15 protein-coding genes are annotated in these 12540 nt (G+C 32.2%); 9 read left to right on the top strand and 6 right to left on the bottom strand.

Annotated features, from left to right (window positions below; genetic code table 11):
- Nucleotides 1–23: 23 nt before the first annotated feature.
- Nucleotides 24–794, bottom strand: a complete 771-nt coding sequence (locus tag ACP15M_RS13620; protein ID WP_425077758.1) for a carboxypeptidase-like regulatory domain-containing protein — start codon at nt 792–794, stop codon at nt 24–26.
- On the bottom strand, nt 781–1593 hold the full coding sequence (locus tag ACP15M_RS13615; protein ID WP_425077757.1) for a carboxypeptidase-like regulatory domain-containing protein: 813 nt from the start codon (nt 1591–1593) through the stop codon (nt 781–783). The genes ACP15M_RS13620 and ACP15M_RS13615 overlap by 14 nt, the downstream gene beginning before the upstream one ends.
- A gap of 149 nt (nt 1594–1742) precedes the next feature.
- Between ACP15M_RS13615 and pepE the strand changes: the two genes are divergently transcribed.
- Nucleotides 1743–2450: a dipeptidase PepE gene (pepE, locus tag ACP15M_RS13610; RefSeq protein WP_425077756.1), complete on the top strand. Its 708-nt coding sequence runs from the start codon at nt 1743–1745 to the stop codon at nt 2448–2450.
- Here the strand turns inward: pepE and ACP15M_RS13605 are convergent, their stop codons facing one another.
- A complete protein-coding gene (locus tag ACP15M_RS13605; RefSeq protein WP_425077755.1) occupies nt 2451–2876 on the bottom strand; it encodes a GNAT family N-acetyltransferase in 426 nt (141 codons plus the stop codon). It lies immediately after the preceding gene.
- Between the two features lie 80 nt (nt 2877–2956).
- Between ACP15M_RS13605 and ACP15M_RS13600 the strand changes: the two genes are divergently transcribed.
- Nucleotides 2957–3691 (top strand): M15 family metallopeptidase, encoded by a 735-nt coding sequence (locus ACP15M_RS13600; RefSeq protein ID WP_425077754.1) that lies wholly within the window; start codon nt 2957–2959, stop codon nt 3689–3691.
- A 25-nt stretch (nt 3692–3716) separates the two neighbouring features.
- A complete protein-coding gene (locus ACP15M_RS13595; protein WP_425077753.1) occupies nt 3717–4484 on the top strand; it encodes a M48 family metalloprotease in 768 nt (255 codons plus the stop codon).
- Between the two features lie 44 nt (nt 4485–4528).
- Here the strand turns inward: ACP15M_RS13595 and ACP15M_RS13590 are convergent, their stop codons facing one another.
- Nucleotides 4529–4924, bottom strand: a complete 396-nt coding sequence (locus tag ACP15M_RS13590; protein WP_425077752.1) for an ankyrin repeat domain-containing protein — start codon at nt 4922–4924, stop codon at nt 4529–4531.
- A 261-nt stretch (nt 4925–5185) separates the two neighbouring features.
- On the opposite strand from ACP15M_RS13590, the gene gpmI reads away from it, so the two are divergent.
- Nucleotides 5186–6709 (top strand): 2,3-bisphosphoglycerate-independent phosphoglycerate mutase, encoded by a 1524-nt coding sequence (gene gpmI, locus ACP15M_RS13585; RefSeq protein WP_425077751.1) that lies wholly within the window; start codon nt 5186–5188, stop codon nt 6707–6709.
- A gap of 49 nt (nt 6710–6758) precedes the next feature.
- Nucleotides 6759–7172, top strand: coding sequence for a BT0820 family HAD-type phosphatase (locus ACP15M_RS13580; RefSeq protein ID WP_425077750.1), 414 nt, complete (start codon nt 6759–6761; stop codon nt 7170–7172).
- 2 nt (nt 7173–7174) lie between these two features.
- Here ACP15M_RS13580 and ACP15M_RS13575 read toward each other — a convergent pair whose 3' ends face one another.
- Nucleotides 7175–8440, bottom strand: coding sequence for an acetyl-CoA hydrolase/transferase family protein (locus ACP15M_RS13575; RefSeq protein ID WP_425077749.1), 1266 nt, complete (start codon nt 8438–8440; stop codon nt 7175–7177).
- A 127-nt stretch (nt 8441–8567) separates the two neighbouring features.
- Here ACP15M_RS13575 and map point away from each other — a divergent pair, with 127 nt between their 5' ends.
- Genes map through ACP15M_RS13555 form a run of 4 tightly spaced genes read left to right on the top strand, consistent with a single transcriptional unit; the run spans nt 8568 to nt 11334 of the window.
- Nucleotides 8568–9386, top strand: a complete 819-nt coding sequence (gene map / locus ACP15M_RS13570; protein ID WP_425077748.1) for a type I methionyl aminopeptidase — start codon at nt 8568–8570, stop codon at nt 9384–9386.
- Between the two features lie 9 nt (nt 9387–9395).
- Nucleotides 9396–10178, top strand: coding sequence for a DUF3050 domain-containing protein (locus ACP15M_RS13565; protein WP_425077747.1), 783 nt, complete (start codon nt 9396–9398; stop codon nt 10176–10178).
- A gap of 5 nt (nt 10179–10183) precedes the next feature.
- Nucleotides 10184–10948 carry a class I SAM-dependent methyltransferase gene (locus ACP15M_RS13560; RefSeq protein ID WP_425077746.1) on the top strand — a complete coding sequence of 255 codons (765 nt, stop codon included), beginning with the start codon at nt 10184–10186 and terminating at the stop codon, nt 10946–10948.
- Nucleotides 10949–10956: 8 nt separating this feature from the next.
- Nucleotides 10957–11334: a DUF423 domain-containing protein gene (locus ACP15M_RS13555; protein ID WP_425077745.1), complete on the top strand. Its 378-nt coding sequence runs from the start codon at nt 10957–10959 to the stop codon at nt 11332–11334.
- 44 nt (nt 11335–11378) lie between these two features.
- Here ACP15M_RS13555 and ACP15M_RS13550 read toward each other — a convergent pair whose 3' ends face one another.
- A complete protein-coding gene (locus ACP15M_RS13550) occupies nt 11379–12428 on the bottom strand; it encodes a DUF4932 domain-containing protein (protein WP_425077744.1) in 1050 nt (349 codons plus the stop codon).
- Nucleotides 12429–12540 lie beyond the last annotated feature (112 nt).

Here is a 12540-nt window from a genome sequence, read left to right as displayed (position 1 = left end):
GTATGCATAAAAGTAATATGTGCTTAATTATCTTCAATTTGAGATTTAAATGCTTGCAATTTTTGTTGTAAAAACTCTAGCATTTTTAAGTCGTTGTTTGTTTTACTCAAAGGTAAGAAATTAGCATCATCTGTTACAAAATAGAAAAACTCAACGCGTTTTGAAGGCTCCAAATTATCAATATTGAAAAGCATTTCAGATAAACTTGACATTGTTTTTTTCATCGCGTTGTCAATGTTTTCTCTAGCTAGTTGTGCCTTTAATTTTTTTGTTCGACCAGAGATCCAATTCAATATTGGGTTTAAAGGCACTATACCTCCTCCTGTTGTCGCTTCATGAAGTCGTCTTTCAGATTGTGTTTTTGGTTTTCCTGTATAACCAGGAATTCCTAAATCATAAAAATTTAAGTTCGCTTTAGCATCACTATTTTCAATATCAGACCTTAAATCGCCTGTAAGCACTTTACCAACAACAACCTCATCTAACTCTGTAATTTTATCGTTGAGTTTCACCGAAACAAATTTAGACTGAATCATTTGTGATGTCACTAAAACTTCCATCGGTTTATACTGAATGGCAGAAATTAAAATTGTATCGTTTACTGATGCTGTGATTAAGAATTCACCATTATCGTTTGTAATGGTAAATTTATTAGCTGTTTTATTAATTACATGAATGCGATCAATGTCTGAACTCGCAGTAACTTTACCACGAATTTCAGTAGCTTGAGAATGTATTAAACCAATCTGAAATACACATAAGATTAAATAAACAATTGCTTTAACCTTTATCATTATCTTTATTTAAAAAGGCTTTGCTTTTTTGGTTGAGCACTTCAAGAAACTCTAGCTCTCTACCATAGTTAAGTAAAGTAAAATCGAAACTCTCATCGTCCTCAACATACCTGATAAATTCTTCAACACGATGTTCTGGAATTTCAAAATTATCGACTAAAAATGCTGAACCAAAATAGTGTTTAACTGCACTCACAGGTACATCAGAAATCCCAACAGCTTCTTTATCTTTTACTTTAGATCTAAATAAAGGCAGCAATAACTGATCTACAACATTAATTACATTTAAACCGTTAACCATGGTTTGCGATTGAGAATGCATTGCGATATTGTTTATTTCAGATCTGTTATCATCAGTAAATTCATACTCGTCGCTTTTTTTAATTCCGAAGTAAAGCGCATCTAATTTTGGATTAAAGGTTTTTACACTATTAATATCTGTATCTAAATCACCTGAAAGCCCTTTAGTCATAACTAACACCTCATCTAGCTTATTAATTTCCTCAATTAAAATCACACGAATGCGTTTTGATTTTAAGATGGCTTCACTAACCTTAAAATCGAAATTCTGATATTGTAAGGCTCTTACTTCAATAAAATCGTTTAAGGCTACAGCAATTGTAAATTCACCATTTTCATTAGTTACTGCACCTTTATTAGATGATGTATTGTAAACTGTTATACCTTCAATATCATCGCCTTCAACAATAATTTTTCCTTCAACGTTTACACGTCTAACATCTTGAGATATTGCATAAAAACTAATGCAAAACACTACTATTGATACTAATTTTTTCATAGGTTGATAATTCATTATAAAAATAATTTCTATAGATTTAATTTCAACATAAAGCCTTGTAAACTTTTGTTAAATTAAAGGTTTACTTAAATTTACGATAAATAAACTAAAATTTTGAATAGACCTTTAACAGTTTTAAAAAATTATTAATGAAACAAATCATAATAGCCAGTACATCAACCATTCATGGTAGTGGTCCTTTAGAATATTTATTAGACGAACTTTCTGTTTTTTTTAAAGATATTTCCGAAATACTTTTTATCCCTTATGCAAGACCTGGTGGAATTACACATGATGAATACACAGCCAATGTAAATAAAGCGTTTACACAAATAGGAAAAGTAGCTAAAGGTATTCACGAATTTGAAAATCCGAAATTAGCTGTTGCAAATGCTAAAGCTATTTTTACTGGTGGAGGAAACACTTTTGTATTGGTCAATCAACTTTATAAAAATGATTTGTTAGAACCTATAAAACAAGCTGTTAACTCTGGCACTCCTTATCTAGGAACTAGTGCTGGAAGCAATATCTGCGGACTCACAGTAAATACAACCAATGATATGCCAATTGTATATCCTCCAAGTTTTAAAACCTTTGGTTTGGTCCCTTTTAACATTAATCCTCATTACCTAGATCCAGATCCAACAAGTACTCACAAAGGAGAAACTAGAGAAACGCGTATTAAAGAATTTCACGCGTTTAATACGCAACCTGTAGTTGGAATTAGAGAAGGCAGTTGGTTAGCTGTTAATGGGCATAAAATCACTTTAAAAGGCCCTTTAAGTGCTCGAATTTTTGAACACAACAAATCACCTTACGAAGTTGAACCTGAAACCGATTTAAGTCATTTAAAATAATTATAAAGCTCTTAAAAAGTGATAGCCTAAAATTTCAAAACCTTCATTGTAATAAAATTTATGCGAAGGATAGTTTTGAACATACGTATTTAATTCTGCAGTAGTCACGCCTTTGGTTTTTACATAACTGTAAATCCACTCTAAAAACTGTTTCCCTAAACCTTTATTTCGGTAAGCTTCATCAACAAACACATGATCTAGTTCTACACTTTTTCCTGCGTAATGTCTCGTGCAATACCAAAGTCCGCAAACACCTATTAATGTCTTACCATCATAAATGACAGCACATTCATAATTTTGAGTTACCATTTCTGAAAAACGTTCTTTTAAAATGGCATCAGAGCATTTATGGCTCGTTAATTGTTGTATCAATGGTATGATATCATTTATTTTGGAAGACTCTAAAATTTGAAACTGAAAAGACATGGCCTTAATTTAAAGTGAAGATAGATATTTTTAACTAAATTGAATTAGCAACTTCACTCTAGCTTTAACAAAAAAACAAATTGAAACGTAGACACTTTATAAAATCAGCTTTCGCTTCAGGTATTGCTGTATCTGTACTTCCACAATTAGCATTTCAAACTCACACAAGTCAAATTAGCTATGAAGAATTGATTGGAAAAGGCAAGCCTAAACTTTATGGTGAAGGATTTCAATTGCAAAAAGAAGTCTATAATGCCTTTATGCAGATGAAAGCTGAAGCTCTTAAAAGTGACATTCACATTCAAATTGTGTCTAGTTATAGAAGTTACAACCATCAAAATAGAATTTGGGAACGTAAATATAATAGAAACATTAGCAAAGGTTTAACACCTCAAGAAAGCATAAAGAAGATTATAGAATATTCTACCATACCAGGAACTTCAAGACATCATTGGGCTACAGATATTGATATTATTGATGCTAATGCTGTACAACCTTCATCTGTTTTACAACCAAAACATTTTGAAGACAAAGGCTGTTATAGAAATTTAAAATTATGGATGGATAAATACGCTAGTCATTTTGGATTTTATTTAGTGTATACAAATGCTCTTAATCGTAAAGGGTTTAAATATGAACCTTGGCATTACAGCTACAAGCCAATTTCAAGCATGTATTTATCACAATATAAAAACTTAAGTATTAAAGACATTATCACAAATGAAAATCTACTGGGAAATAATTATTTTTCAGATGAATTCACACACAACTATTTAAAAAACAATATTTTAGATATAAATCCAGAACTTTTGTAAATTTAGAACAGAAACCACTAAAACCATGAGAGGAAAAAATTTAAAAATCAGAATATTCATAGCTTTAGCTGTGGTTGCTTTTGCTTATTTAAGAAAATGCAGCCAAGAAGAGGTTAATCCATATACTGGAAGAACTCAAGCCATTTCCTTATCTCCAGAACAAGAGATTGCTATCGGACTTCAAAGTGCTCCTGGAATGGTTCAACAACATGGTGGATTGCATCCTAACACACAATACCAAGCTCTGGTAGATAATGTAGGACAAAAACTTATAAGTAATAGTGTTGCCAAAGCAACGCCTTATGAATACGAGTTTCATTTGTTAGCAGATCCTAATACCATCAATGCCTTTGCATTACCAGGTGGACAAATATTTATAACCTTTGCACTATTTTCTAAATTAGAGAATGAAGATCAACTAGCTGGTGTTTTAGGTCATGAAATTGGACATGTTTTAGGAAAGCACTCTAACGAAAGAATCACGAATGCAAACTTTTGGAAAATTATTGCCATGGGAGCATCTTCTGTAGATTTAGGAGGTGTTGCTCAACAATATGGAAATGGAGAATTACTTAAAAATGGACGAGGTGATGAATTGGAAAGCGATGATCTAGGTGTAAGATTTATGATGCAAGCAGGATATCAGCCTGAAGAAATGATTGACGTTATGGAAATTTTAAAAGCGGCTGCTGGTCCTAATCGAATTCCAGAATTTCAAAGCACACATCCAGACCCTGAAAACAGAATAGATCATATAAAAGCATCAATTGAAAAATACAAAAAGACGCTTTAATAAAAGCGTCTTTTTGGCTAACTAACTCAAATAATGTCCTGTTTCTAGGCTGTTTTATCTTTAAAACGTTTTAAAAATTGTTCAGCATCTTTTGCTTTAGATTTTTGTGCAAGTCTTAATGCAGAATAGCCTTGGTCACAAGATCTATGTATTTTAGAACCTGCTGTAATTAAAATTTTAATAATTTCAACGCGATTGTATTTTGCTGCATAATGAATTGGCATCATACCATTTGACTTGGCATTGACATCTACTCCATTATTTATTAACTTTTTAACTTCTTCTACATTACCTTTAGCTGCAGCTTCGCATAAAGGACTAATTTTTGATTTTTTGGCAACTACCTCTTTAGTTGAAGTATTTGTGATAACATTTTTTGCATTCAATGTACTTACTGAAAATGCCATTGCGATTGCAACGATAACTACTGATTTTTTCATGATGAAAGATTTTAAATTAATTGATTGTTTTTTGATTATACTAAATAGACGATATATTTCTGAAAGTGTTACACTAAAAAAGCACAAATAACATTTTTTTAACTATTTGCAAACAAACACGTTAAAGGCTTCACCCGTCAAAAAGTAGGTTTAACATATTCTGAATCATCATATAATATCTTCTTTAAATGTTATATTTTGCTCTTTTATTTTTATCATTTCGAATGATAAACTTTTATCTTTGAAATCAAATGTAATGTTATGAATAAAAAAGTCATTTTGATGATTCTTGACGGTTGGGGAAAATCACCAGACCCAAAAGTTTCTGCCATTGATAATGCTTACACTCCTTATATAGACTCTTTATATAAGAAATACTCTAATGCATCTCTTAGAACCGATGGACTTCATGTTGGCTTACCTGAAGGACAAATGGGAAATAGTGAAGTTGGACACATGAACCTTGGAGCTGGACGAATTGTTTATCAAGATTTAGTTAAAATTAACTTGGCAGTTGAAAACAAAACCTTAAAAGATGAACATGAATTGGTTGAAGCTTTTAAATATGCAAACACTAATAACAAACCTGTACATTTTTTAGGTTTAGTTAGTGATGGAGGTGTACATTCGCATATTAATCATTTGTTTGGTTTGGTAGATGCTGCCAATAGTTGTGGTGTTAAACAATCTTACATACATGCCTTTACAGATGGTAGAGATGTTGACCCAAAATCTGGATTCGGTTTTATAACCTCTTTAGAATCTCATATTAAAAACACTAACACAAAGCTTGCCTCTGTAACTGGTCGTTACTACGCTATGGACAGAGACAAACGCTGGGAACGTATTAAACTAGCTTATGATGCAATTGTAAACGGAATTGGAAAGTATTCAAAAAATGCGACAGATTCGATTCAAAATAGTTATGATGAAAACATAACAGATGAATTTATCAAACCTATTGTAATGTTAGATGACACTAACAATCCTGTAGCCAAAATGAAATCAGGTGATGTGGTAATTTTCTTCAATTTTAGAACAGATAGAGGAAGAGAACTAACTGAAGCACTTACTCAGCAAGATTTTCATGAGCAAAACATGCACAAACTAGATTTGCATTATGTGACCATGACAAATTACGATGAATCTTATAAAGATATTAAGGTGATTTATAATAAAGATAATCTCTCAGAAACTCTAGGCGAGGTTTTAGCAAAACATCAAAAAACTCAAATTAGAATTGCTGAAACTGAAAAATATCCTCATGTTACGTTTTTCTTTTCTGGTGGTCAAGAAGAACCTTTTAAGGGAGAAACTCGTATCTTAAGAAACTCTCCAAAAGTTGCTACTTACGATTTAAAACCCGAAATGAGTGCCTATGAACTTCGTGATGCCTTAGTGCCAGAACTACAAAAAGGAGACGTAGATTTTGTGTGTTTAAATTTTGCAAATGGAGATATGGTTGGTCATACTGGAGTTATGGAAGCTGCTATTAAGGCTTGCGAAGCCGTAGACGAATGTGTTAAAGATGTTGTTGAAACTGCTCTTGAAAAAGATTATACTACGATTCTTATTGCAGATCATGGCAATTGTGAAACCATGATTAATCCTGATGGAACTCCACATACTGCTCATACTACAAATCCAGTTCCTATTATTTTAATTAACAATGATAAAACCACTATCAAAGATGGAATATTAGGCGATATTGCTCCTACCATACTGAAACTAATGGATATTGAAAAACCTGAAGCTATGACACAAAAATCATTAGTTACTCTATAATTCAAAAAAGATAATTATTGTACTTTTGAAAACTATAAGGAACTAGCCTATGAATTTTTTAGACAAACTTGTTATTGCCATTGATTTTGATGGAACCATAGTTGAAGATGCCTATCCAAAAATAGGAAAGCCTCGTATCTTTGCTTTTGAAACTATGAAGCGACTTCAAAAAGATGGTCATCGTTTAATTTTATGGACGTACAGAAGTGGTTCTAAACTTGATGATGCTGTACAATTTTGTAAAGATAATGGCATTACATTTTATGCTGTAAACCAAAGTTTTCCTGAAGAACAATACGACAATAGTGTTAGTCGTAAAATTTATGCAGACATCTATATAGACGACAGAAATATTGGTGGTGTTTTAGGTTGGGGAGAAGTATTTCAAATTATTACCAACGACACACCAGGTATCAAGGCTCCTAAACGTAAAAAAGGGTTTTTAGGTTTATTTAATAAATAAGTTTACATCATTTCAAAATAAGCCTTATCCAACGACTCTCTATGATTTGGATGTGCAATTTCTACTAAAGATTTCACACGTTCTTTAATCGTTTTTCCATACAAATTGGCAACTCCATATTCTGTAACAACATAGTGAGTATGTGCTCTGGTTGTTACTACTCCTGCTCCCATTTTTAATGTTGGTACAATTCTACTAATGCCATGTTTTGTAATCGACGGTAATGCAATAATTGCTTTTCCTCCATCACTTAAAGATGCGCCTCTAATAAAATCCATTTGACCACCAACTCCAGAGTACATACTAGCTCCAATTGAATCAGCACAAACTTGTCCTGTAAGGTCAACTTCAATAGCAGAATTGATAGCTACCATTTTTGGATTTTGCTTAATGTATGCTGTATTATTAGTATAATTAGATGCTCGCATTTCTACAAAAGGGTTATCATCAACATAATCATACAAACGCTTCGATCCCATTAAAAAGGTCGTTAATGCTCTTCCTCTATTAATTTTTTTGTAATTACCATTTATGACATCATTCAAAATTAAATCAATCACGCCATCTGAAAACATTTCGGTATGCAAACCTAAATCTTTGTGATTAGTTAATCGCGATAATACAGCATTAGGTATAGAACCGATTCCCATTTGAAGTGTACTTCGATCTTCAATTAAATTGGCTACATAATCTCCTATTTTATTTTCAATAGCACTCGGCTCTGCCATGTCGTGAGTTGGGAGCGCTTCATCACACGCTACAAAATAATCTATTTCAGTATGATGAATAATTCCTGCACCATGAGTTCTAGGCATTTGCGGATTAACCTGAGCTATAACCGTTGTGGCATTATCGATGGCTGCTAACGTAGCTTCAACAGAGACACCTAATGAGCAATAACCATGTCGATCAGGAACTGAGACGTGTATTAAAACAACGTCAAGATCAATTATATTTTGCTTGAATAAACGTGGAACTTCGCTTAAAAACACTGGTGTATACGAACCATTACCAGCTTTTAAAGTATGTCGCACATTTTTTCCTATAAAGAAAGAATTCACATGAAAACTTTCAGCATATTTTGGATTTGCATAAGGTGCATCTCCTTCAGTATGCAATTGACATATGGTTACATTTCGTAATTCTTCATGTCTATTAGCTAGTGCCTTAATTAAAACGGTTGGCACAGCTGCTGCTGCTTGAATATAAATTTTGTCGTTTGATTTTACGATTTTAAGTGCTTCTTCAGCGCTAACAGTCTTAAACATATTTTTCAGATTTAATGAGATTACAAAGGTAATGTAGAATTCAATTTTAAAAACTGTCATATATCATGTTTAGGTTAAAAGTTTTACATTTTAATTTTAAGTATCTTTGCACATATTTTTTTAAAAGATGATTATAGTTAAGACCAAAGATGAAATTGAGTTAATGCGTCAAAGTGCATTAGTTGTTTCAAAAACTCTAGGAATGCTTGCTAAAGAAGTTAAAGCAGGTGTTACCACAAATACATTAGATAAACTTGCTGAAGAGTTTATTAGAGAACAAGGTGCTGTTCCAGGTTTTTTAGGCCTATATGATTGCCCTTCAACTTTACTATGCAGTGTCAATGATGCTGTTGTTCATGGTTTGCCTACCGACAGACCTTTAGAAGATGGCGATATTGTTTCGATAGATTGCGGAGCTATATTGAATGGCTTTTATGGTGATCATGCTTACACTTTTGAAATTGGTGAAGTAGCTCCTGAAACAAAAAAGCTCATTCAAGTGACTAAAGAATCTTTGTATGTTGGCATTAATGAGTTAAGAGTTGGTAATCGTGTAGGAGATGTTGGTTATGCCATACAGAAGCATTGTGAGGCTCATGGTTATGGAGTTGTTAGAGAATTGGTTGGTCATGGTATTGGAAGAAAAATGCATGAAGATCCAGAAATGCCAAACTATGGTCGTAGAGGTCGTGGAAAAAAATTCATTGAAGGTATGGTTGTTGCCATTGAACCTATGATAAATGGTGGAACGCATCGTGTAAAGCAATTAAAAGACGGTTGGACTATTGTAACTCAAGATGGAAAACCAAGTGTGCATTTTGAACATGACATTGCTATATTAGATGGAAAGCCTGAAATCTTATCAACCTTTGCTTATGTTCATGAAGCTTTAGGCATTACATCTGACGAAGAAAATGAGTTTAGACAGCAGGCTTTAATTCTTTAATTTCTCATTATGAATACTATTGAGTTTATTGAAAAGGAACTTAAATCATTAAGAGACTCCTTAAATAATCACGACCTATACAAAGCACTTTCAACACCTGATGATATTAAAATCTTCATGGAACAGCACGTATTTGCTGTTTGGGATTTCATGTCACTTTTAAAAGCGTTGCAAAACCAGTTAACAACAACATCGTTACCTTGGTTACCTGCAAAAAATCCTGCAACTGCTCGTTTTATCAATGAAATTGTTTTAGGTGAAGAAAGTGATGTTAACGAACTAGGAGCTCCTAAAAGTCATTATGAAATGTATCTAGATGCCATGAATCAAATTGGAGCTAGCACATTTCAAATCCAACAATTAATAGAGCTTTTAAATAATGGCGATTCGCTTGAGGATGCGATAAAAAATTGTAAATTAGAAACTGCTACTGAAAAATTTATCAACTATACGTTTGAAATTATTAGCACAAATGAACCTCACAAAATAGCTTCGGCATTTACATTTGGTCGTGAAGATGTGATTCCTGATATGTTTTTTCAAATTATCAATCAGTCACAAACCAATGATAATTCTTACAGCAAGTTAACCTATTATCTTAACAGACATATAGAACTTGATGGAGACGAGCATGGACCTTTATCCTTAAAAATGATTGAAGAACTTTGCGGTAATGACGACCAAAAATGGCAAGATGTATTACAAGTGGCTAAAGATGCATTAAAACAACGTATTGCGCTTTGGGATGGCATTTATGAAAATATACTTTCTAACAAAACCATATTAGCTTAAACTGTTTGAAAAAGCTTTTTAAAATACTACTAAACCTCATACCTAGACCGTTATTAATCAGGTTTAGTTATTTAGTCCGTCCAGTTATAGCGACATTTTTAAAAGGAGAAAACCACACAGATCCTATTGATAGTAAAAGCTTTAAAACCTTTTTACCTTATGGTTATAGCACACAACGCAACAATGTTTTGTCGCCTTCAACCTTAAGTTTAGAACGTCATAGGTTGTTGTGGTTGTATTTAAAAAATGAAACTGATTTCTTTTCAGCAAAAAACAAAGTGCTCCATTTTGCTCCAGAACAGTGTTTTTTAAAACGTTTTAAAGCACTAAAAAATATAGATTATACAACCACAGATTTACTATCACCTATTGCTGATGTAAAAGCTGATATTTGTAACCTTCCATTTGCAGATAATAGCTATGATGTTATTTTTTGCAATCATGTTTTAGAGCATATTCCTGATGATACTAAAGCCATGCAGGAATTGTATCGCGTTATGAAGCCTGGTGGTTTTGGTGTTTTTCAAATTCCGCAAGATTTAAACCGTGAAACTACGTTTGAAGACGATAGTATAACTGATAAAAAAGAACGTGATAAAATTTTTGGTCAATATGATCATGTGCGTATTTATGGTCGTGATTATTTTGACAAATTAAGACGTATTGGTTTTAAGGTTGAAGAAGTAGATTACACCGCATCGTTATCTGATGCTGACATACATAAATACTGTTTAGCAAAAGGTGAAATTATTCCGGTTGTTTATAAATAACTCTTAATATGACACAACAAGCATTTATAATTACAGGCGCTTTATTCGGAATGTTAGCTATAATATTTGGTGCGTTTGGTGCTCATGCATTAAAGAAAACACTATCAGAAGACCAACTTAAAAGTTTTGAAACTGGTGTGAAATATCAAATGTATCACGCTATCGTTTTGTTAATACTTGGCTTTAATCAAGAGTTCTCTACATCAGCAATGTATTGGTGTTTTATTATTGGAATTGTTTTATTTTCTTTTAGTATCTATGGCTTAATTTTAAGTGATGCCAAAGGAAAGAAATTACGTTTTTTAGGACCAATTACGCCTATTGGTGGTTTACTTTTTGTTGCTGGTTGGTTGCAAATTATTTTACACACTATTCAATCATTATAAATAGCTTTTTAATATATACACAACAAGTTTTTTACTCTCTAGTTTCACTTCATTTGTTTTATTAATTCAGGGTAGAATTCATTAAAAGTTCTGTACGTATTTCTATTTAACTCATAACCTTTCAGAATTCCTAGAATTTTCTCAACGAGCCCAAATCCAATAGATTTTTCAAAATCTAGTAATTTTTCAGCTTTTTCTTTTCCAAACTTCTGTTCGGCTATATGAATTGTTATTGCCCTTAAGAGAAGCTCATTAAAAACATATTTCCACGCGTTATATCCTTGTTTTTTTGCATTTTCTTTTAGCTTAATATTATAATATTTAGAATTTAACCCTTCTATTTCTTTGCTGTATTTCTCAATTAATGGATTAACAAACGAATGGCCAAACTCATGAAGAATTAAGTCTGTCTCTATAAAGTCTTTATCGAAATAAGGAACAAAATCAATTTCTCCATTCGGACCTAAAAGCGCATAGACTTCGCTTTCTCCCTTTTCATTTATTATTTCCGAATTAAACCCTCCAGCATGGATTAAGGGTGAAAGAATAAGATGATATGAGTTTAATTTTTCTCCATAGTATTCTTCTAAAAACAAAGGTAATTTGTAGATGGTCTCAGAACTTTTTACTTGAGAAATAACTTTTTCATTTAAAGGCTCAACAACTCTTAAGTATTTTTGAAAAAGTGTATCTTGATTGAATTTAATCAGTTCTAATCTAAATTCCTCAATTAGATGCTTTTTGGCTTCAGGAACTATTACGTAATCATCAGCTTTTTCTTTGATTTTTTTAAACTCTGGAAAATTTGAATATTGAAGTATCCATTCTACAGTTCTGTTATATGAAAAATTATGTTTTGTAGATAAACTATCAAAAAGCTCAACAGCTTTGTGTGTTTTTAATTTCTGAAAATTCTTCCGCAATGTCTTTTTGTACAAATTCTCGTGATTATTGACCAAAAAATAATCATTAAAATAGGCTACAGCATATAATGTTTCAATACGCTCATCAATTGTAATATTAAATTTTGAGTCCTGTCCTAAACCATTTAAGGACACTAATAAAAGTACTATTTGAAATATGGTTTTATTCATTTGGTCTGCTTTTCAGTTAAAGATACTTCTTTGCTTGTTTTGTTACAGTTAAAATAATGCAACTAGAAATATCAATTCTATCTTTTATTTGAAGCTTTTAAATCAACCATAC

The sequence above is a fragment of the Psychroserpens sp. S379A genome, assembly GCF_049800755.1.
Taxonomy (GTDB): domain Bacteria; phylum Bacteroidota; class Bacteroidia; order Flavobacteriales; family Flavobacteriaceae; genus Psychroserpens.
The sequence above is the reverse complement of the archived record's forward strand: the minus strand, read 5'-3'. Positions and strand labels throughout refer to the sequence as shown.